The sequence below is a fragment of the Pseudomonas sivasensis genome (genome assembly GCF_013778505.1).
GTDB lineage: Bacteria > Pseudomonadota > Gammaproteobacteria > Pseudomonadales > Pseudomonadaceae > Aquipseudomonas > Aquipseudomonas sivasensis.
On sequence record NZ_JAAOWU010000020.1, the window covers coordinates 1 to 24,656 of the forward strand.

The 24,656-nt window shown below is 65.1% G+C and carries 2 protein-coding genes; both read left to right on the plus strand.

What is annotated here, in order from left to right; translation table 11 throughout:
* Nucleotides 1-155 precede the first annotated feature (155 nt).
* Complete coding sequence (locus G9Q84_RS24785; RefSeq protein ID WP_181644238.1) at nt 156-13,061, plus strand: non-ribosomal peptide synthetase; 12,906 nt, start codon at nt 156-158, stop codon at nt 13,059-13,061.
* Nucleotides 13,058-24,385, plus strand: a complete 11,328-nt coding sequence (locus G9Q84_RS24790; protein WP_181644239.1) for a non-ribosomal peptide synthetase — start codon at nt 13,058-13,060, stop codon at nt 24,383-24,385. The genes G9Q84_RS24785 and G9Q84_RS24790 overlap by 4 nt, the downstream gene beginning before the upstream one ends.
* Nucleotides 24,386-24,656 lie beyond the last annotated feature (271 nt).

Genomic DNA, 24,656 nt, shown 5'->3' on the forward strand with positions numbered 1-24,656 from the left:
CCCCAAATCCCTTAATTTCCTACCCCTACCGGAAGCCTCTCCAGGCCCCCGGCTGCGCCCGCTTTTTTAACGTTGGGCGCACAGCGCATCCGATTCAAACGGCAGCTGAAAACGGACTTTCTCCTCCACCGTGACTTACCAGGCAGGTTACCCCCATGCAGTTCAGCGAATTATTGGCAGCGATTTCCACCCATGCGATCCGTCTGCAACTGGAAGAGGGCGATCTGATCATCCTCGGTGACGATGAGGCGTTGGATGACCGGCTGTGGGATCAGTTGATCGCTCACAAGCCCCGACTGCTGGCGCTGGTGGCTGAGCATGGCGGTGATTGGCTGAGCCCGGCTTACCGCATCACGCCTGAGATGTTGCCGTTGGTGAGCCTTGAGCAGACGGCCATCGACCGTATTGTCGCGGCCATCCCCGGTGGTGTGGCGAATGTGCAGGATATCTACCCGTTGGCACCGTTGCAGGAGGGCATGCTGTATCACCACCTCTCGGCCGGGCAAGGCGATCCTTACGTGCTGCATGCGCAGTTTGTGTTCGACAGCCGCGCGCGCCTGCACGCTTTTGCCGAGGCGCTGCAATGGGTGATCGACCGTCACGATATTTTGCGCACGTCCATGGTCTGGGAGCGCTTGGACGAGCCGCTGCAAGTGGTGTGGCGCAAGGCGACGCTGGCGTGTGAGGAAGCGCATTTCAGCGGTGGCGATGCCCTGGCTCAACTGATCGCCCGCTACGACGCACGTACCTATCGCATGGACTTGGGTCAGGCGCCGCTGCTGCGCCTGGTGTTTGCCGACGACCCAGGCAATCAGCGGGTAGCGGCGATGTTGCTGTTCCACCACACCATTCTCGACCACACCGCACTGGATGTGGTGCGCCACGAGATCCAGTTGTACCTGGCCGGCCAGCAAGCCCAGGCCGCTGAGCCGGTGGCGTTTCGCAGCTATATCGCCCAGGTGCGCCATGGCGTCAGCGAGCAGGCCCATGAAGGGTTTTTCCGCGAGATGCTGGGGGACATTGATGAGCCGACCCTGCCGTTTGGCTTGCAGGATGTGCAGGGCGATGGTCAGGGGATCGACGAGGCGCGCATGCCTGTCGACGCTGATCTGAGCCGCCGCCTGCGCAGCCTCGCGCGGCCCTTGGGCGTCAGCGTGGCAAGCATGATGCACGTGGCGCTGGCCCGGGTATTGGGCGTGGTCTCGGGCCGTGAAGCCGTGGTGTTCGGTACCGTGATGCTCGGCCGCATGGGGGCGGGCGAGGGCGGTGAGCGGGCGTTGGGGATGTTTATCAATACCTTGCCGTTGCGGGTGGATGTGGGCGAGCAGAGCGTGCGCGCCGGGGTCAAGGCCACCCATGAGCGGCTCACCACATTGCTCAATCACGAGCATGCATCCCTCGCGCTGGCCCAGCGTTGCAGCGGGGTCGCCGCGCCGACGCCGCTGTTCAGTGCGATGCTCAACTATCGCCACAGTGCCGCGACGGATATGGCCGAGGTGATCGAGGTGGCCGAGGGCATCCAGGTGCTGGGTGCCGAGGAGCGCACTAACTATCCGCTGACGGTGAATGTGGATGACCTGGGCGAAGGCTTCGCGCTGACGGTGATGGTGGACGCCTCCATTGGCGCAACCCGTGTGGCGAGCTACCTGCACACAGCGCTCCACAGCCTGGCCGACGCCCTTGAGCAGCGACCGGAGATGCCGCTGAGCGGCCTGAACATCCTGCCTGAGACCGAGCGTCATCACCTGCTGCACCATCTCAATCACACCCCCCGCGCTTACGCCGACACCGCCCTGATCCACCAGCACGTCGAAGCCCACGCCGCGGCCCATCCCGACGCCATCGCGCTGCGTTTCGAGCAGCAACGCCTCAGCTATCGTCAACTCAACGAACGCGCTAACCAGGTTGCCCATCGCCTGCTGGCCCAGGGCGTGCGCCCCGATGACCGCGTGGCGATCTGCGTGGAGCGCGGCCCGGAAATGATCATCGGGCTGCTGGGCATCCTCAAGGCCGGCGCGGGGTATGTGCCGATCGACCCGGCATATCCGCTGGAACGCATCGCCTACACCCTGCACGACAGCCAACCGCTGGCGGTGCTGGTGCAGGCCAACACCCGTCACTTGGTGGGCGAACTGGCGCAGATCGACCTCAATGGCCTGCGCGGTGAATCCCTGATCAACCCGCACGTTGCGGTCAGCCCGCAGCACCTGGCCTATGTGATCTACACCTCCGGCTCCACCGGCCAGCCCAAGGGCGTGATGATCGAACACCGCCAGGTGGCGCGACTGTTCAGCGCCTCTGAGCAGTGGTTCGGCTTCGACCACACCGATGTGTGGGCACTGTTTCATTCCTTCGCGTTCGACTTCTCCGTGTGGGAAATCTGGGGCGCGTTGATGCACGGCGGCCAGTTGCTGATCGTGCCGCAATTGGTCAGCCGCTCGCCGGACGAGTGCTACACGCTGTTGTGCGAAGCGGGCGTGAGCATCCTCAACCAAACGCCAAGCGCCTTCCGCCAGTTGATTGCGGCCCAGGGCAACAGCCCCCAGGCCCACTCGCTGCGCCAGGTGATTTTCGGCGGCGAAGCCCTGGAGCCGGGCATGCTCAAGCCGTGGTACGCCCGGGCGATCAATGCCGGCACCCAACTGGTGAACATGTACGGCATCACCGAAACCACCGTGCACGTGACTTATCGAGCGCTGCACGCGGCGGATGCGCAGTTGGTGGGCGTGAGTCCGATTGGCGTGCGCATTCCCGACCTGCAACTGTATGTGCTGGACGCACAGCGCGAGCCGCTGCCATTGGGCGTGGTCGGCGAGTTGTACGTCGGTGGTGCCGGTGTGGCGCGGGGGTATCTGAACCGCGCCGAATTAACCGCCGAGCGCTTCCTGACGAACCCAACCACCGGCCAGCGCCTCTACAAAACCGGCGACCTCGGCCGCCTGTTGGCCGATGGCAGCGTGGAATACCTGGGACGTAACGACGACCAGGTAAAAATCCGTGGTTTCCGTATCGAGTTGGGCGAAATCCAGGCGCGCCTCGCCACCGCTCAAGGTGTGCGCGACGCCGTAGTCATCGCCCGTGAAGACACGCCCGGTGACCAGCGCCTGGTGGCCTATGTGATCGCCGAAGGCGACATCAACGTCGCGATGCTGCGTGATCATTTGCGGCTGAGCCTGGCTGACCATATGGTGCCCAGCGCCTTCGTGTTGCTGGACACCTTCCCGCTGACCCCCAACGGCAAACTCGACCGCAAGGCCTTGCCCGCGCCGGATGCCGACGCGTTGGCCCGACGTGATTACGAGGCGCCACGCGGCCCCGTTGAAGTAGCCATCGCGACCCTCTGGCAAGACCTGCTCAAACTTGAACGCATTGGGCGCGACGACAACTTCTTCGAACTGGGCGGTCATTCCCTGCTGGCAGTCAAGCTGATTGAGCGTATGCGCCAGGTCGACCTCAGCGCCGATGTGCGCGTGTTGTTCGGCCAACCCACTCTGGCCGCACTCGCCGCGGCGGTGGGCGGGCAACGGGAAGTGCGGGTGCCTGTCAACCAGATCCGCGCAGACAGCCCCGTCATCACCCCGGACATGCTGCCGCTGATCGAACTCGAACAGGCCGCCATCGACCACATCCTGCAACAGGTGCCCGGCGGCATCGGCAATGTGCAGGACATCTACGGCCTCGCGCCGTTGCAGGCCGGCATCCTGTATCACCACCTGGCAACCACCGACGGTGATCCCTACGTGTTGCAGGTGCAGTTGGGCTTCAACGATCAAGCGGCGTTGGACGCGTTTATCCAGGCGCTGCACAGCGTGATCGAACGCAATGACATCCTGCGCACCGCGATCCTCTGGGAAGGCCTGGACGAACCGGTGCAAGTGGTCTGCCGCCAGGCGCCGTTGGCTGTTGAGCGGGTCGAAACCCCAGGCGTGGATGCCCTGGCCCACCTGCAACAGCGTTTCGACCCACGCCACTACCGCCTCGATCTGTCCCGCGCCTCGTTGATGCGCCTGGCTTACGCCGAAGCGCCGGGCGGCTTCGTCGGCATCCTGCTGCTGCACCATATCCTGCTCGACCACACCGCCCTGCACGTGCTGGTGCAGGAGATGAGCGCCAGCCTGTCCGGGCGCAGCGCGCAACTGCCTGACGCGGTGCAGTACCGCACCTACGTGGCCCAGGCGCGGCTGGGGGTGAGCCAGGCCCAGCATGAAGCGTTCTTCAGCGAGATGCTGGGTGATATCGACGAGCCGACCCTGGCCTTCGGTTTGCAGGATGTGCACGGCGACGGCAGCGGCATTGTCGAGGCGCACCTGCCGTTGGAACCGGCCCTGAGCCTGGGCCTGCGCGAACAGGCGCGGCAATTGGGCGTGAGCACCGCGAGCCTGGTGCACCTGGCCTGGGCGCATGTGCTGGGGCAAGTCTCCGGTCAGCAGGACGTGGTGTTCGGCACCGTGCTGTTGGGCCGTATGCAGGGCGGGGAGGGTGCCGACCGCGCCCTGGGGATGTTTATCAACACCTTGCCGCTGCGGGTCAGCGTCGGCGCCGTCGGCGTACAAGCCGCCGTGCGCGCCACCCACGCGCGCCTGGCGCAGTTGCTCGGGCATGAGCACGCGTCGCTGTCCCTGGCCCAGCGTTGCAGCGGGGTGCCGGGTTCATTGCCGTTGTTCAGCACGCTGCTCAACTACCGCCACAGCGCGCCGGATGAAGCGCCGGGAGACAGCCCGTTTGCGGCGTCCGGCATCCAGATCCTGAGCTCCGAGGAGCGCAGCAACTACCCGCTGGTGCTCAACGTCGATGACCTGGGCACAGGCTTCGCGCTGACCGTGCAAGGCGTAGCCACGCTGGACGTGCAGCGCGTCGGCGACTACATGCTCACGGCCTTGCGCCATCTGGTGACCGCGTTGCAACAGGCGCCGACCACGTCAGTGCAAGGCGTATCGATTGTGCCGCCTGCCGAGCGCAACCAACTGCTGGTGGAATTCAACGCCACTGCCCGCGATTACCCATCGCAACTGACCGTGCACCAACTGTTCGAAGCCCAGGCCCTGGCGCGTCCCGAAGCCGTGGCGGCGGTGCAAGGCCAGTTATCCTTGAGCTATCGCGATCTCAATCGCCGCGCCAACCGTCTGGCCCATCACCTGATCAACCAGGGCGTGCAACCGGGGGAAAGCGTGGCGATTGCGTTGCCGCGCTCCCTCGATCTGCTGATCTGCCAACTGGCGATCCTCAAGTGTGGCGCCGTGTACGTGCCCCTGGACGTGAATGCGCCGCTGGAACGCCAGGCGTTTATCGTGCAGGACAGTGGCGCGAAGCGGGTGCTCAACTCCCTGGCCGAGCTGAATCTGGACGCGCTGTCCCCGCGCAACCTCGACTTGGTACTTTCCTCCCACAGCGTGGCGTACATCCTCTACACCTCCGGTTCCACGGGTGCGCCCAAGGGCGTGCAGGTACCACACCGCGCGATCTCGCGCCTGGTGCTCAATAACGGCTACGCCGAGTTCAACCCGCAGGACCGCGTGGCCTTCGCTTCCAACCCGGCGTTCGACGCCAGCACCCTCGACGTGTGGGCGCCGTTGCTCAATGGCGGCTGCGTGGTGGTGGTCGAACAGGCAGTGCTGTTGTCCCAGGCCGCGTTTGCCGCGCTGTTGCAGGAGCAATCCGTCAGCGTGTTGTGGATGACCGCCGGGTTGTTCCACCAGTACGCCGATGCGCTGCTGCCGGTGTTCCCGCAGTTGCGTTATCTGATCGTCGGCGGCGATGTGCTCGACCCGCAGGTGATCGGCCGCGTGCTCAAGCACGGCAAGCCCCGGCACTTGCTCAATGGCTATGGGCCGACGGAGGCCACTACGTTCTCCACCACCCATGAAATCACCCACCTGGGCGAGGGCAGTATTCCGATTGGCCGGCCGATGGCGAATGCCCAGGCCTATGTGCTGGATGTGCGCCAGCAACTGTTGCCATTGGGCGCGGTCGGCGAGCTGTATATCGGTGGCGCGGGCGTGGCCAAGGGGTACTTGAACCAGCCGCAACTGACCGCCGAAAAATTTATCCCGAACCCGTTTGGCGAGGGCGTGCTGTACCGCACGGGCGATTTGGCGTGCTGGCAGGCCGACGGCACCTTGCTGTACCAGGGACGCAACGACCTGCAAGTGAAGATTCGCGGGTTCCGCATCGAGCCGGGTGAAATCGAAGCCTGCCTGGGAGCCTTCGCTGGCGTGAACGACGCAGTGGTGCTGGTGCGCGAAGACGAACCCGGCGACAAGCGTCTGGTGGCGTACTACACCGCCGCCGCGCCGCTGCCAATCGAAGCGCTGCGCGCCCATCTGCAAGGCCAGTTGCCGGATTACATGGTGCCGTCGGCCTATGTCTGGCTGGCGCTGATGCCGCTTACCGCCAACGGCAAGCTGGACCGCAAAGGCCTGCCGGTGCCGGATGCAGGCGCGCTGCTCAGCCGTGGTTATGAAGCGCCGGAAGGCGAGGTGGAAAGCCTGCTGGCGCAGATCTGGCAGGACCTGCTCAAGCTCGACCGTGTGGGCCGGCATGACCATTTCTTTGAGCTGGGCGGGCACTCGCTGCTGGCGGTCAGCCTGATCGAACGCATGCGTCAGGCCGGCCTGAGCGCGGATGTGCGGGTGCTGTTCAACCAGCCGAGCCTGGCGGCGCTGGCGGCGGCGGTGGGCAGTGGTCGGGAGGTTGTGGTGCCGGCCAATGGCATTCCCTCGGGCTGCACCCACATCACGCCAGCGATGCTGACCCTGGTGCAACTCGACCAAAGCGCCATCGACCGCATCATCGCCAACGTCCCCGGCGGCGCGGCAAACGTGCAGGACATCTACCCGCTGGCGCCCTTGCAGGAAGGCATCCTGTACCACCACATCAGCGCCGAGCAGGGCGACCCGTATCTGCTGCAATCACGCATGGCCTTCGACAGCCTTGAGCGGTTGCACGGTTTTATGGGCGCGCTGCAACAGGTCGCCGCCCGTCACGACATCCTGCGTACCGGCGTGGTCTGGGAAGGCCTGGACAGCCCGGTGCAGGTGGTCTGGCGCGAGGCGCAGCTGGTGGTGCAGGAGGTGAACCTTGATCCCGCCGAGGGCGACATCCTCGAACAGCTGCACGCCCGTTTCGATGCGCGGCATTACCGCCTGGATATCACCCAGGCGCCGCTGTTGCGCATGGTTTACGCCCAGGATCCAGTGAACGGGCATGTGGCAGCTATCCTGCTGTTCCACCACTTGGCGCTGGACCACACCGCCATGGACGTGGTCGGTCAGGAGATGGGTGCGTTCCTGTTCAACCACGGCCAGGACTTGCCGGCGGCCGCGCCATTTCGCAACTACGTGGCCCAGGCGCGCCTGGGTGTGAGCGTCGACGAGCATGAGCGGTTTTTCCGCGAAATGCTTGCCGACATCAATGAGCCCACCTTGCCCTTCGGCGTGCAGGACGTGCAGGGCGACGGCCGTGATATCGAAGAGGCCGAACAGGCCCTGACCATGGCGCTGGCCCAACGCGTACGTGAACAGGCGCGGCGCCTGGGCGTGAGCGCGGCAAGCCTGATGCACTTGGCTTGGGCCAAGGTGCTGGGACTGGTCTGTGGGCGTGACGACGTGGTGTTCGGCACCGTATTGATGGGCCGCATGCAGGCCGGCGACGGTGCGGATCGGGCCTTGGGGATGTTCATCAACACCTTGCCGCTGCGGGTGGACACCGCAGTCAGCGCGGTCGCCGCCGTCAAGGCCACCCATGCACGGTTGAGCGCGTTGCTCGGCCATGAACACGCGTCCCTTGCCCTGGCTCAGCGTTGCAGTGGGGTGGCGGCCTCCATGCCGCTGTTCAGCGCGTTGCTCAACTACCGTCACAGCCATCCCGGCGCCATGGCCCGCGACGGCCAAGGTATTTGGGAAGGCGTGCAGTTGCTGGGCGGTGAAGAGCGCAGCAACTACCCGCTGACCCTGAGCGTCGACGATCTGGGCGAAGGCTTCGGCCTGACCGTGCTGGCCTTGCCCCGCATCGGCGCCCAGCGCCTGTGCGAGTACATGGCCAATGCCGTTGAACACTTGGTCGATAGCCTGGAAAACACCGCGCAAACCCCGCTCAATCAGTTGCCTATTCTCCCCGCCAGCGAACGCGAAACCCTGCTGCGCGAGTTCAACGCCACGGCTGAGGATTTCCCGAGCGGCCACACCGTGCAGGGTGCCTTTGAAATCCAGGCCGACCGTCAACCTCATGCCATAGCCGTGGTGCAGGACGGCGAGTCGCTGACGTATCAGCAGCTCAACCACCGTGCCAACCAGTTGGCCCATCACCTGATCGCACAGGGTGTGCAGCCGGACGACCGCGTCGCCCTGTGCTGCCGTCGTGGGCCGCAGATGCTGGTGGGGTTGCTGGGGATTCTCAAGGCCGGCGCCGGTTATGTGCCGATTGACCCGGCGTATCCCGCCGAGCGCATTGCTTACTTATTGCAGGACAGCGCACCGGTAGCGGTGCTGGCCGAAGCGAGCACCCGCGACTTGCTGGGCGCGGTCACCAGCATCGACGTGCACGCAACCTGGCACCACCCCGTCAGCAATCCGCAACTCGCCGCCCTGACACCGGCCCACCTGGCCTATGTGATCTACACCTCGGGCTCCACCGGCCAGCCCAAGGGCGTGATGGTGGAACACCGCACCGTGGAAAACCTGGTGCATTGGCACTGTGAAGCCTTTGGCCTGCACGCCGTCAGCCACACCAGCAGCGTGGCCGGCTTTGGCTTTGATGCGATGGCCTGGGAGGTATGGCCAGCGCTGTGCGTGGGCGCCACCCTGCACCTGCCGCCGGAGGATGTGGGCAACGAAAACATCGACGAACTGCTCGCCTGGTGGCTGGCGCAGCCCTTGGACGTGAGCTTCCTGCCCACGCCGGTGGCCGAATACGCGTTCAGCCAGGACTTGCAGCACCCCACCTTGCGCATCCTGCTGATCGGCGGCGACCGCCTGCGCCAGTTCAGCCAGGAGCGACGCTTTGCGGTGATCAACAACTACGGCCCCACCGAAGCCACCGTGGTCGCCACCTCGGGCCGCGTACGTGCCGGGCAGGCGCTGCATATCGGCCGACCTATCGCCAATGCCAGCGTCTACGTGCTGGACGCGCAGTTGCGTCCGGTGCCGGTGGGGGTGGCCGGAGAACTCTATGTGGGCGGCAGCGGCGTGGCGCGGGGTTACCTCAATCGCCCGGACTTGAGCGCTGAACGCTTTCTGCAAGACCCGTTCAATGACGGGCGCATGTACCGCACCGGCGACCTGGTGCGCTGGTTGCCCGATGGCAATATCGAGTACCTGGGACGCAACGATGACCAGGTAAAAATCCGTGGCGTGCGCGTTGAACTGGGCGAAATCGAAAGCCGCCTGGCGGCACTGCAAGGCGTCGGCGACGCGGTGGTGCTGGTGCGCGAAGGCCGCTTGATCGCCTGGTTCACCGAGCAACAGCCGCTGCTGATTGAAAGCCTGCGCGAGCAACTGCAGGCGCAGTTACCGGAGGCTTTGGTGCCAGTAGCCTACGTCAAACTCGACGCGCTGCCCCTGACCGCTAACGGAAAACTCGACCGCGGTGCCTTGCCGGCACCGGATCAGGCCGCGTTGCTGACCCGTGACTACGAAGCGCCTCAGGGTGAAGTGGAAACCACCCTGGCCGCGATCTGGGCTGAGGTGTTGCAGGTTGAGCAGGTGGGTCGCCACGATCATTTCTTTGAGCTGGGCGGCCATTCGTTGCTGGCGGTCAGCCTGATCGAACGCATGCGCCAGGTCGGCCTCAGCGCCGATGTGCGCGTGCTGTTCAGCCAGCCGACCCTGGCCGCGCTGGCGGCAGCGGTGGGCAGTGGGCGCGAAGTGCAGGTGCCCGCCAACCGCATCCCGGTCGACTGCCAGCGCCTGACCCCGGACCTGTTGTCGCTGGTGGAACTCGACCAATCCACCCTTGATCAAGTGGTTGCCCAGGTGCCCGGTGGCGCTGCCAATGTGCAGGACATCTACCCGTTGGCGCCGTTGCAGGAAGGCATTCTCTACCACTACCTCACCGCCGAGCAGGGCGACCCGTATCTGCTGCAATCGCACCTGGCGTTCGACAGTGTCGAGCGCCTGCACGCCTTTGCCCAGGCGCTGCAACAGGTGATCGACCGCCACGACATCCTGCGTACCGGCGTGGTGTGGGAAGGGCTGGTGCAACCGCTGCAAGTGGTGTGGCGCAAGGCCCGGTTGCCTCTTGAACAGCTGCAGCTTGAAGGCGATGTACTGGCCGGCCTGCATCAACGTTTTGATGCACGCCGCTACCGCCTGGACATCAGCCAAGCGCCGTTGATTCGCCTGGCCTACGCCGACGATCCGGCCAACCAGCGTGTGGTTGTGGTGCTGCTCTATCACCATATCGCCCTCGACCACACCGCCTTTGACGTGGTGCTGCGGGAAATGCAGGGTTATCTGCTGGGCCATCCGGCGCCGACCGCTGCACCGATGCCGTACCGCAACTACGTGGCCCAGGCGCGCTTGGGGGTGAGTGAGCAGGAGCATGAAACGTTCTTCCGCACCCTGCTCGGCGATGTCGACGAGCCAACCCTGCCATTCGGCCTGCAAAACGTGCGCGGCGACGGTAACGCCATCGAAGAGCACCGCCTGCACCTGGACAGCGACCTCAACCGCCGCCTGCGTGCCCAGGCCCGTTTGCTGGGTGTGAGCACTGCGAGCCTGTTCCACCTGGCCTGGGGCCAAGTGCTGGCGGCCACGTCCGGGCGCCAGAGTGTGGTGTTCGGCACTGTGTTGGTGGGGCGTCTGCAAGGCGGTGAAGGGGCCGACCGTGCGCTGGGCGTGTTCATCAATACGTTGCCGCTGCGCCTGGATATCGACGGTCAGGGCGCACGCTCCGCCGTACGCGCCACGCATGCGCGGCTCACCGCTTTGCTCGGTCATGAGCACGCTTCCCTGGCCCTGGCCCAGCGTTGCAGCGGCGTGGCTGCACCTGCGCCGTTGTTCAGCTCAATGCTCAACTATCGCCATCGCGGCGGCGCCACCCGTTCCCAGGAGGCGCAACACGCCTGGGAAGGTATGCAGACCCTGGTCAACGACGGGCGCACCAACTACCCGCTGACCTTGAACGTGGATGACCTGGGTGATGGCTACGACGTGACTGCGTTGGCCCAGGTCGATGCGCAACGCGTCTGCGGGTACCTGCAAGTGGCCCTGTCCGGGCTGGTCGAGGCCCTGGAGCAGGCACCGAACCAGGCGCTCAATCGCCTGCCGATCCTGAGTTTCGAGGAGCGACACACACTGCTGGTGACGTTCAACGCCACGGAGGTGAACTACAACCTCGACCAGACCCTGCACGGGATGTTCGAAGCCCAAGTTCAGCGCACGCCGCACGCCATCGCGGTGAAGGCGGGCGAGCAGCAGCTTACCTACCAACAACTCAACGAGCGTGCCAATCGCCTGGCCCATCATCTGCGCGCGCTGGGTGTACAGCCGGATGCCCGGGTGGGGATTTGCCTGGAGCGGGGCCTGGACATGGTCGTCGGCCTGTTCGCCATCCTCAAGGCCGGTGGCGGTTATGTGCCGCTGGACCCGGCGTACCCGCTGGAGCGTATCGCCTACATGCTGCACGACAGCGCGCCGGTCGTGGTGCTGGCCCAGAACGCCACCGTAGGCTTGCTGGGCGACGTGCCGCTGCTCAATCTGGACCTGGACACCTGGCAGCATCAGCCGCTGAGCAACCCCGAGGTCCCGGGCCTGACCGCCCGGCATCAGGCCTACGTGATCTACACCTCCGGCTCCACTGGCCAGCCCAAAGGCGTGATCAACGAACACGCCGGGGTGGTCAACCGGCTGCTGTGGATGCAGGACGCTTATGGCCTCAACGCCGATGACGCGGTGTTGCAGAAAACCCCGTTCAGTTTCGACGTGTCGGTATGGGAATTCTTCTGGCCGCTGTTCACCGGCGCACGCTTGGTGATGGCGCGCCCCGGCGGGCATAAAGACCCGGCGTACCTGTGTGAGGTGATCCAGGCGGAGCACATCACCACGCTGCACTTTGTGCCGTCGATGCTTGATGTGTTCCTGGCCCATGGCGATGTGAGCCAGGCGGCTGGGCTGGTGCGGGTGATGTGCAGCGGCGAAGCGCTGCCGGGCAGCCTGGTGCGTCGTTTCAAGGCGCAGTTGCCGGGGATCGGCCTGTACAACCTGTACGGCCCGACTGAAGCGGCGGTGGACGTGACCGCCTGGAACTGCGCACGCCCCGACGTGCCGGACAACACCCCCATCGGCAAGCCCATCGCCAATACGCGCATGTACGTGCTGGATGCGCAGTTGCAGCCGGTGCCGCTGGGTGTGGTCGGCGAGCTGTTTATCGGCGGCGTGCAAGTGGCGCGGGGTTACCTGAACCGCCCTGAGCTGACTGCCGAGCGCTTCCTCGACGACCCGTTCCACGAGGGTCGGATGTACCGCACCGGCGACGTCGGCCGCTACTTGCCCGACGGCACTATCGAATACCTGGGCCGCAATGACGACCAGGTCAAGATCCGTGGCCTGCGTATCGAACTGGGGGAAATCCAGGCGCGTCTGCTTGAGCACTCCCAGGTCAGCGAAGCGGCGGTGGTCGCCCGTGAGGATCGCCTCGTCGCCTACTACACCGGTACGCCAACCGAGATCGAGGCACTGCGCGCTCACCTGCTGCAACACCTGCCGGACTTTATGGTGCCCGCGCTGTTCGTGCACCTCGACGCGCTGCCCTTGAGCCCCAACGGCAAACTCGACCGCAAGGCTTTGCCAGCGCCCGGCCTGCACGCCTTGAACGTGCGTGAGTACGAAGCGCCGGAAGGCGACACCGAAATCCTGCTGGCGCAGCTGTGGGCCGAGTTGCTCAACGTGGAGCGGGTCGGGCGCCAGGATAATTTCTTTGAACTGGGCGGGCACTCGCTGCTTGCCGTGAGCTTGATCGGGCGCTTGCGCCAGGAAGGCATGGAAGCTGACGTCCGGGCGCTGTTCGAACAGCCTACCCTGGCCGGCTACGCCGCAATGACCGAACGAATGGAGATCGTCCTGTGAGCCTCTTAGAGCTGCTGGCAACCCTGAAAACCAAGGACATCCAACTGGCGCTCAAGGGCGAGCAGTTGTCGGTGCAAGGCAACAAGCAAGCGTTGAGTGACCCGGCGATCCTTGCCGCCTTGCGCGAGCACAAACCGGCGCTGATCGAGCTGATTAAGGCCGGCGAGTATTCCGCCACCAAGGCCGGTGAAGTCGACGTGCCGGCCAATGGCATCCCGGCCGGCGCCCAGCACATCACACCGGACATGCTGACGTTGTCCAGCCTCAGCCAGGACGAGATCGACCGCATCGTCGCCACCGTCGACGGCGGCGTGGCGAATATCCAGGACATCTACCCGCTGGCACCGTTGCAGGAAGGCATCCTGTTCCACCATGTCAGCGCTGAGCAGGGCGACCCGTACGTCATGCAATCTCAGTTCGCGTTCGACAGCCTGGCGCGCTTCGAGGCGTTCGCCCAGGCGCTGCAAGCGGTGATGGACCGCCATGACATCCTGCGCACCGGCGTGGTCTGGGATGGCCTGCAACAGCCGTCGCAAGTGGTGTGGCGCACGGCGCGCCTGCCGGTGCAGGCCTTGCAACTCGACCCGGCGGATGGCGAGATCGCCGCCCAACTGCACGCCCTGTTCGATGCGCGCCACTATCGTCTCGACGTGACCCAGGCGCCGTTGCTGCGCTTGGTGCGTGCCGATGACCCGGCCAATGGGCGTATCGTCGCCACCTTGCTGTTCCACCACATGGCCCTGGACCATAGCGCCCTGGAAGTGGTGTGCCATGAAATGCAGGCGTGCCTGCTGGGGCAAGGCGCGGCGTTGGGCCAGGCGGTGCCGTTTCGCAACTATGTAGCCCAGGCACGGCTGGGCATCAGCGAGCAGGAACACGAAGGCTTCTTCCGCCAGATGCTTGGCGATATCAGCGAGCCGACCTTGCCGTTTGGCTTGCAGGATGTGCAGGGCGATGCGCGGGGCATCAGCGAGCTCAGCCTGCCCTTGGCGGCGCTATTGAGCCAGCGCTTGCGCACCCAGGCGCGGCAGTTGGGGGTAAGCGCGGCAAGCCTGTTTCACCTGGGCTGGGCGCAGGTGTTGGGAGCATTGGCCGGCAAGCAACAGGTGGTGTTCGGCACGGTGTTGATGGGCCGTATGCAAGGCAGTCATGACACGGACCGCGCCTTGGGCATCTTCATCAACACCTTGCCGTTTCGCGTGGACGTGGACGGTCAGGATGTGCGCGCCGGGGTCAAGGCCACCCATGGTCGGCTCACCACACTGCTGCGCCACGAGCATGCGGCACTGGCCCTGGCCCAGCGCTGCAGTGGGGTGACCGCGCCGACGCCGTTGTTCAGCGCGCTGCTCAACTATCGCCACAGCGCGCCCGCCGCCAGCGCCGAAGCCGTCTCGGCGTGGCAAGGCATCGCCGCCCTCAGTGCTGAAGAACGCACCAACTATCCACTGACCCTGAGCGTCGATGACCTGGGCGAAGGCTTTGGCCTGAGCCTGCTGGCCAGCACCCAGGTGGACCCGCAGCGGGTCTGCGCCTACCTGCAAACTGCCCTGGAAAACCTGGTGACGGCCCTGGAGCAGGCGCCGGACACCGCGCTCAATCAAGTGCCGGTGGTGCCCGCCGTCGAGCAGCGGTTGCTGTTGGAACAGTTCAACGCCACCCAGGCCGAGTTCCCCCAAGGCACCACCTTGCATGGGCGTATCGAAGCCCAGGCCGTTCTCACGCCACATGCCATCGCGGCGGTGCAGCTTGAACGCTCGCTGACCTACGCTGAGCTCAACGGGCAAGCCAACCTGCTGGCCCATCACTTGCTGGCGCTGGGCGTCAAACCCGATGACCGCGTGGCCATCGTCGCCCGTCGTGGACTGGACACCCTGGCCGGGTTGCTGGCGATTCTTAAAGCCGGCGCCTGCTACGTACCGGTGGACCCGTCCCACCCGGCCGAGCGTCTCGCCTACCTGCTCAGCGACAGCGCCCCGGTGGCGGTGCTGACTCAGCACGCGTTGCTCGAACGCCTGCCCGAGCTGGACGTGCCGGTGATCAACCTGGACCGCTACACCTGGCACCACCACGCGGCGAGCAATCCCAGCGTCGCCGTGACTCCCGCGAACCTCGCCTATGTGATCTACACCTCCGGCTCCACCGGCCTGCCCAAAGGCGTGATGGTGGAACACCACACCGTGACCAACCTGGTGGATTGGCATTGCCGCGCCTTCGACCTCTGCGCGGGGCGCCACACCGCCAGCGTCGCCGGGTTCGGCTTTGATGCCATGGCCTGGGAAGTGTGGCCGGCGCTGTGTGTCGGCGCGACCCTGCACCTGCCACCGGCCCACGACGGCCCCGAAGACATCGACGCGCTGCTGGCCTGGTGGTGCGCGCAGCCGCTGGATGTGTGCTTCCTGCCGACGCCGGTGGCCGAGTACGCCTTCAGCCAGCACATCGAGCACCCGACCCTGCGCACCTTGCTGGTCGGCGGCGATCGTCTGCGGCAGTTCGGGCGGGCGCAGCGGTTTGAGCTGATCAACAACTACGGCCCTACCGAAGCCACGGTGGTCGCCACCTCTGGCAAGGTCGAGGCCGGGCAGGCGTTGCATATCGGCAAACCCATCGCCAATGCCACGGTGTACGTGCTGGACGAGCAACAACGCCCGGTGCCGCTGGGCGTGGCGGGCGAGTTGTATGTGGGCGGCAAGGGCGTGGCGCGCGGCTACCTGAACCGTCCGCAACTGACCGCCGAACGCTTCCTGGACGACCCGTTCAACGTCGGACGCATGTACCGCACCGGTGACCTGGTGCGCTGGTTGCCCGACGGCAACCTCGATTACCTGGGCCGCAATGACGATCAGGTGAAAATCCGTGGTGTGCGCATCGAACTGGGGGAAATCGAAACCCAACTCAACCAACTGCCGAGCTTGCAGGAAGTGGTGGTGCTGGTGCGTGACGAGCGGCTGGTGGCGTACTACACCGAAAACCCGCAACTTGACTCATTGGCGGTGGGCGATATCCGCGCCCATCTGGTGGCGCACCTGCCGGACTACATGGTCCCGGTCGCCTTCATGAAGCTTGACGCGCTGCCCTTGACCGCCAACGGCAAGCTCGACCGCAAGGCCCTGCCGGCGCCGGATAGGGCCGCGGTGTTTACCCGCCAATACGCGACGCCCGAGGGCGAGATCGAAAGCAGCCTGGCGCAGATCTGGGCCGATGTCTTGCAGGTAGAGCGCGTCGGCCGTTACGACCACTTCTTTGAACTGGGCGGGCACTCGCTGCTCGCCATGCGCATGGTGTCCCAAGTGCGCCAACGACTGGGCGTGGAGCTGTTGCTCAGCGACCTGTTTGCCAATGCCGAACTGGCCGCCGTTGCCGACGTGCTGGCCCAGGCCGGTCGCAGCACTTTGCCGGCGATCCTGCCGGCCAACCGCGATGAGCCGGTGCCGCTGTCGTTCGCCCAGCAGCGCTTGTGGTTCCTGGCGTTGATGGAAGGCGCCAACACGGCCTACAACATTCCCATCGGCTTGCGCCTGCGCGGGCAACTGCATGTGCAGGCTTTGCAACGGGCGCTGGCGCGGATCGTTGCGCGGCACGAAACCCTGCGCAGCCGCTTCGCCCAGCACGGTGACGACGCCCAGGTGCTGATCGTCGCGGCCGACGACGTGCTGCCGCTGCAAGTGCAGGACTTGCGCCGCCACCCGCAACCGCAACAGGCGCTGGATGCGTTGATTCACGGCGAAGCGTCGGCGCCGTTCGACCTCGAACGCGGCCCGCTGCTGCGCGGGCGCCTGGTGGTGATGGCCGACGAGCACCATGTGCTGTTGCTGACCCTGCACCATATCGTCTCCGATGGCTGGTCCATGGGCGTGCTCACCCGCGAACTGATGGCGCTGTACCAGGCCTTCAGCCATGGGCAGCCCGACCCGTTGCCGCCACTGCCGATCCAATACGGCGACTTTGCCGTGTGGCAACGCTTGTGGCTCAGCGGCGAAGTACTTCACCGCCAGAGCCGCTATTGGCAACAGGCCCTGGCTGGTGCGCCGGCGTTGCTCAGCCTGCCCACCGACCGCCCGCGCCCGGCGCAGCAGGACTACGCCGGCAGCAGCGTGGAGATCCGTCTGGACGAGCGCCTCACCGCCGGGCTCAAGGCCTTGAGCCAACGCCATGGCAGCACGCTGTACATGACGGTAATGACCGCCTGGGCGTCCTTGCTCGCGCGGCTCTCGGGGCAGGCAGATGTGGTGATCGGCTCGCCGGTGGCCAACCGTACGCGCACTGAAGTCGAAGGCCTCATCGGCCTGTTCGTCAACACCCTGGCGGTGCGCATCGACACCTCGGGCGCGCCCACTACCGAAGCGCTGCTGGCGCGGGTCAAGGCGCTGACCTTGGCGGCCCAGGCCCATCAAGACCTGCCCTTCGAGCAAGTGGTCGAAATCACCCGGCCGGTACGCAGCCTGGCCCACAGCCCATTGTTCCAAACCCTGTTGGCCTGGCAGGACAGCAGCGCGCCGATCCTGGCCCTGGGCGACCTGGCCCTGGAAGGCATCGTGGAGAACAGCCACTTTGCCAAGTTCGACCTGTCGCTGAACCTCGGCGAAGTGCAGGGCACGATTATCGGCGCGCTGGAATACGCCGTGGCGCTGTTCGATGAAGCGACGATGCAGCGTTACGTCGGCTACTTCACCCGCGTGTTGCAGGCCATGGTCGATAACGATCAGGCGGTGTTGGAGCATGCGCCGCTGCTGGACGAGGGCGAGCGCCGGCACGTGCTGTTCGATTTCAACGCCACCCAGGTGGATTACAACCTCGACCAGACCTTGCACGGCATGTTTGAAGCCCAGGTGGCCCGCACGCCCCATGCGATTGCGCTCAAGGCTGGCGAACAGCAACTGACGTACGCCGAGCTCAACGCGCGGGCCAACCAACTCGCCCATCACTTGCTGGCGCTGGGTGTCCAGCCGGATTCGCGGGTGGCGATCTGCGTGGAGCGCGGCCTGGAGATGGTCATCGGCCTGTACGCGATCCTCAAGGCCGGCGCCGCTTATGTGCCGCTGGACCCGGCTTACCCGCTGGAGCGCATCGCCTACATGCTCAGCGACAGCGCACCCGCTGTTGTACTGATCCAGGGCGCTACTCGTGAGCTGGTGGGCGCGGTGCCGGTGGTCGATCTGGACCAACCGAGCTGGCACGCGCAATCCGTGGATAACCCCGCGGTGCAGGGCCTGAGCGCCTATGTGATCTACACCTCCGGCTCCACTGGCCAGCCCAAGGGCGTGATCAACGACCATGGCGGCGTGGTCAATCGCCTGCTGTGGATGCAGGACGAGTATGGGCTCACCGCCCAGGACCGGGTCTTGCAGAAAACCCCGTTCAGCTTTGATGTGTCGGTCTGGGAATTCTTCTGGCCGCTGTTCACCGGCGCCTGCCTGGTGATGGCGCGTCCTGGCGGGCATAAAGACCCGGCGTACCTGTGCGAGGTGATCGAGGCCGAACACATCACCACGTTGCACTTTGTGCCGTCGATGCTCGACGTGTTCCTGGCCCATGGCGACGTCAGCCAGGCGGCCGGGCTGGTGCGGGTGATGTGCAGCGGCGAAGCCTTGCCGGGCAGCCTGGTGCGCCGGTTCAAGGCGCAGTTGCCGGGGATCGGCTTGTACAACCTGTATGGCCCGACCGAAGCGGCCGTCGACGTGACGGCATGGAACTGCGCGGGCCCGGTGACGCCGGACAACACGCCCATCGGTAAGCCCATTGCCAACACCCGCATGTACCTGCTGGACGCGCAGTTGCAGCCGGTGCCGCTGGGCGTGGTCGGCGAGCTGTTTATCGGCGGCGTGCAAGTGGCGCGGGGGTACCTGAACCGTGCGGAACTCACCGCCGAACGCTTTCTTCAAGATCCATTTACCGGCGGCCGCATGTACCGCACCGGCGACGTTGGCCGCTACTTGCCCGATGGGAATATTGAGTATCTGGGCCGCAACGACGACCAGGTGAAAATCCGTGGCCTGCGTATCGAACTGGGCGAGATCCAGGCGCGCCTGACCGAGTGCCCAGCAGTCAACGAGGCTGCCGTGATCGCCCGCGAAGACCGTCTGGTGGCGTACTACACCGGAGCCTTCACCGACATCGACGTGCTGCGCAGTCAGTTGCTGCATCACCTGCCTGAATTCATGGTGCCGGCGATCTTCGTTCATCTCGACGCACTGCCCCTGAGTCCCAACGGCAAACTCGACCGCAAGGCGCTGCCCGCGCCGGGCCTGGATTCGGTGGTGGTGCGCGAATACGAAGCGCCCCAGGGCGACACGGAAATCGCCCTGGCCAGCCTGTGGGCCGAGTTGCTCAAGGTGGAACGTGTGGGCCGTCACGATAACTTCTTCGAACTGGGCGGGCATTCGTTGCTGGCGGTGAGCCTGATGGGGCGCATGCGCGGCCTTGGCTTGTCGGCGGACGTAAAAGTGCTGTTCGGTCAGCCAACCTTGTCGGCACTGGCGGCGGCGTTGGGCACTGGTCGTGCAGTGGCGGTGCCGGTCAATGGCATCGTTGACGGTTGCACGTCGATCACGCCGGGCATGTTGCCGCTGATCGCGCTGGAGCAAGTCGCCATCGACCGCCTCGTCGCCTGCATCCCCGGCGGTGCGGCGAATGTGCAGGATATCTACCCCCTGACGCCGTTGCAGGCCGGCATGCTCTATCACCACCGCGCCGTGCAGGAAGGCGATGCCTATGTGTTGCAGGCGCAGTTTGCCTTTGACAGCCGCCAACGTCTGGACGCGTTTGCCCTGGCGTTGCAGGCGGTGATCGAGCGCCACGACATCCTGCGTTCGTCGTTCCACTGGGACGGCCTGGAAGAACCGGTGCAGGTGGTCTGGCGCAAGGCGTCGCTGCGGGTTGAAACCGCGCCGCTGCCGCAACGCCTCGACCTGTCCCAAGCGCCGTTGATGCGCCTGGTGTGCAGCGAAGAAACCCCGCGTGTGGTCGCCACCTTGCTGTTCCATCACTTGGTCATGGACCACATCGCCCTGGAGATCCTGCAACACGATATGCAGGCGTTTTTGTTGGGCACTCAACACCGCCTGGGAACGCCTGTGCCGTATCGCAACTATGTGGCGCAGATGCGCTTGGGCGCAGACGATCACGAAGGGTTTTTCCGCGAAATGCTCGGCCAGATCGACGAGCCCACGGACGTGGCCAAGCTGGGCATTGATGAGCAGGCCCGTCTGACGATTGCTCCCGAATTAAGCCAGCGCCTGCGCACTCAGGCGCGCCAATCCGGCGTCAGCGCCGCCAGCCTGATGCACCTGGGTTGGGCCCAGGTGCTGGGCAAGGTGTCCGGCCGTGAGCAGGTGGTGTTCGGCACGGTGATGCTTGGCCGCCTGCAAGGCGGTGAGGGCGCCGAACGGGCCATGGGCGTGTTCATCAATACGTTGCCGTTGCGGGTCGACCTGGGCGAGCACTCGGTACGCCACGCCGCGCGCGCCACCCATGCGCGGCTGAGCCAACTGCTCAGCCACGAACACGCGCCGCTGGCATTGGCCCAGCGTTGCAGCGGCGTGCCGGTGACCACGCCGCTGTTCAGTGTGCTATTCAACTATCGGCACAGCGCGCCGCAGGGCGGTGCAGTCGCCGAGGCATGGCAAGGTATTGAGCTGCTCAAGGCCGAGGAACACAGCAACTACGGCCTGTCGATGAGCGTGGATGACCTGGGCGATGGCTTCACCTTGAAAGCCTCGGGGCAGGGCGCCCGGCGCCTGTGTGAGTACCTGAATGTGGCCCTGGAGCAACTGGTGCAGGCGCTGGAACAGGGCAGCGATGTCGCCATCAGCCGCTTGCCGATCCTGCCCGCCGCCGAACAGCACCAACTGCGGCTAGCGTTCAATGCCAGCACCCGCGACTTCCCCCGTGAACACACGGTGCAGCGTCTGTTCGAAGCCCAGGCCCAAGCGCGTCCGGACGCATTGGCCGTGGTGCATGGCGAGCAGCGCCTAAGCTACGGCGAGCTCAATACCCGCGCCAATTGCCTGGCCCATTACCTGTTAGGACTGGGCGTAAAACCTGGCGACAACGTGGCGATCCTGCTGCCGCGTTCTGTCGCGCTGCTGGTCGGCCAACTGGCCGTGTTGAAGTGCGCGGCCGCCTATGTGCCGCTGGACATCAACGCGCCCGCCGAACGTCAGGCGTTCATGGTGCAGGACAGCGGTGCGCGCTGGTTGTTGACCTACAGCGACGCGGTGATCGAATACGCGGCGCAACGCCTGGACGTGGACACCCTGGCCCTCGATCCACAACCTAGCCATAACCCGGATTTGTCGCAGTCTTCGGACAGCGAGGCGTACATCATGTACACCTCCGGCTCCACCGGCGTTCCCAAGGGTGTGCTGGTGCCCCATCGGGGCATCACGCGGTTGGTGCTCAACAACGGCTATGCCGATTTCAATGCCAGCGACCGCGTGGCCTTCGCCTCCAACCCGGCGTTCGACGCCAGCACCATGGATGTATGGGGGCCACTGCTTAATGGCGGGCAAGTGCAGGTGATCGATCACGCCACCTTGCTCGACCCTGTGGCATTCGGCATGGCGTTAAAGGGCGCGACCGTGTTGTTCGTCACCACGGCGCTGTTCAACCAGTACGTGCAACTGATTCCCGACGCGTTGGCGGGTTTGCGCATCCTGCTGTGCGGCGGCGAGCGTGCCGATCCGGCGGCGTTCCGCAGCCTGTTGGCCCAGGCGCCGACGTTGCGCCTGGTGCATTGCTACGGCCCAACGGAAACCACCACCTACGCCACCACCTATGAAGTGCGCGCACTTGCCGACGACGCCGACAGCGTGCCGGTGGGGCGACCGATCTCCAACACCCAGATTTATGTGCTGGATGCGCACTTGCAGCCAGTGCCCCAGGGCGTGACCGGTGAAATCTGCATCGGTGGTGACGGCGTGGCCAAGGGGTACTTGAACCGTCCTGAACTGACCGCTGAAAAGTTTGTGCAGGATCCGTTCAACCCAGGCGCCTTGATGTACCGCACTGGCGACCTTGGCCGCTGGACGGCGCAGGGCCTGCTCGAATGCATCGGGCGCAATGACGATCAGGTGAAAATCCGTGGTTTCCGTATTGAGCTGGGAGAGATCGAAGCGCGCCTGATGACCTGCGCGGGTATTCAGGACGCGGTCGTGTTGGCCCGTGAAGACGCGCCGGGGGATAAGCGCTTGGTGGCGTATTTCACCTGGGCTGCCGAACCGGTCGGCATCGACAACGTACGTGCCCATCTTCAAGGGCAATTGCCGGACTACATGCTGCCATCGGCCTATGTGCCGCTGGACCGCTTGCCGTTGACTGCCAATGGCAAGGTCGACCGCAAAGCCTTGCCGGTGCCGGCTCTGGACGCGCTGGTCAGTCGTGATTTCGAAGCGCCGACCGACGCCCTGGAACAGACCTTGGCGCAATTATGGGGCGAGGTGCTGAAGCTGGAGCAGGTGGGCCGGCATGACAGCTTCTTTGAACTGGGCGGGCATTCGCTGTTGGCGATTCGCCTGGTCAACCTGATGGACGAAGCGGGGCTGGCAGTGAGCCTGGCTGAGTTGTTCCAGCACGCCAGCGTGGCTTCGGTGGCGACCATGCTGCGCCAGCGCACTGCTGAGCCGGTGCGCGACAGCTCGGTGATTACGGTGCGCAGCAGCGGCTCGCAAGCGCCGTTGTTCCTGGTGCATGAGTTCAGCGGCATGGACGTGTATTTCCCGGCGCTGGGCCAGCATTTACCGGGTGATTACCCGATCTATGGCCTACCGGGTGTGGCGCTCGGCGAGGCGCACCTCAACACCCTGGAAGGCTTGGCGGCGCGCATGGTGGGCCTGATTCGCGGCTTGCAGCCCCATGGGCCGTATCGCATCGCCGGCTGGTCATTTGGCGGTGTGCTGGCCTATGAAGTGGCGATGCAACTACTGGGGCTGGATGAACCGGTGGCGTTCCTTGGCTTGATCGACAGCTACGTGCCGCGCCTGACCGACCAGGGCAAGGCGCGTTGGAGCGGGCCAGACGCGCTCAAGCGGCATTTGCTGTTGCAGTGCCGCGCCTATTGGAACGCACAGGGAGGTGTGGATGAGCTGGCAAGGATTGAACAGTTGGACGCGCAGATTGGACAGTTGGACTTTGCAGGTGTGCTGCAACGCTGTCGCGATCAAGGTTTGCTATACGCGCAAATGGCGGCGGCTGCGGATGCGGACCTCTTGAGCTTTATCGAGCGCGAAGTCGGGCATGGGCATGCGCTGGCGCACTACAGCTTGTTTCCGCTGCCGGTGCCTGTGTACCTGTTCAGCGCTGTAGAGCGGCCGACCGAGTTGTCGCGGCGCAGTGTGTCGCTGGGTTGGGATGACGCCCTGGCGCCTGGGCAGTTGCGTCAGGTTGAAGTGCCGGGTGATCACCAGAGCATGATGCAGGCGCCGCATATCCGTGCGCTGGGTGCGGCGATGACAGAAGCATTGGCAGGGTGTTCACCGGTGAGGGAAACGGCGCATCAACCGTTGCTGCGGATCCAGAGCGGACGGGCCGGGTATGCGCCGGTGTTCTGCGTGCCGGGGGCAGGGGACAGCGTCACCGGGTTTGTGGGCCTGAGCGAAGCGCTTGGACGGGACTGGCCGTTGTTTGGCTTGCAGCCACGTGGGTTGGATGGCGAGGCGGTGCCCCACAGCCAGGTGGAAGCGGCAGCGCGCTGTTATCTGCACGCGCTGGAACATGAGTGCCCGCATGGGCCGGTGCATCTGGTCGGGCATTCGTTTGGCGGCTGGGTGGCACTGGAGATGGCGCTGCGGTTGCAGGCGGCTGGACGGGAAGTGGCGTCGTTGACGGTGATCGACAGCGAAGCGCCGGGTAGTGCGGGTCGGGCTTATACGACGACGGCGGCGTTGTTGAGGTTGATCGAGGCGATGCAGCTGGCGGCGGGGAAACCCTTGGGGATTGACCTTGAAACCTTCGCGGTTGGCGACGAAGTGGCGCAGCGCCAGAGCCTGCATGGGGGAATGGTTGGGGTGGGGTTGTTGCCGGCCCGTGCCAGTGTTGATGCGATGGCGGGACCGGCCCGGACTTATGCGGCGGCGTTGCGTACGGAGTATCGGCCGACTCAGCGATATCGCGGGGTGGTGCGGTTGGTGTTGGCGCAGGATCCGGCGTTGGATGCGGTGGGCAATCAGCGGGAGCAGGGGGGGATGATTGAGGGGTGGCGTAAGCAGGGCAGCTCTTTGGAGGTTTGGTATGGGGTGGGGAATCACTTCACATTGCTCAAGGCGCCGAATGTTCACGGGCTGGCGCGGTGGTGGTTGGACACGGCGGTGATTGGGGAGGTGGTTTCGTGAGGAGGGTATACCGCTTTAAATGTGGGAGGGGGCTTGCCCCCGATAGCGATCTTTCGGTGCACATATCCATTCCTGCGGTAACGGCGGCTTGTGGTTCCGCTCTTACAGCGGGTCACTTTTGGAAAGGCCGGAATGCCGGCCCAGCCAAAAGTAACCAAAAGGCCTTCGCCCCACCACTCGGCACCTCGCCTAGGCTCGGTGTGCCCTCACTCCGGCTTTGGAACGTGGGCCGCCGCTCCAAAACCTGCGTTCGGCCAGCGTGGTTTTACGG

Bases quoted from the DNA above. Each gene is read 5' to 3' on its own strand.
- G9Q84_RS24785 (WP_181644238.1), top strand. From the start codon at position 156: ATGCAGTTCAGCGAATTATTGGCAGCGATTTCCACCCATGCGATCCGT.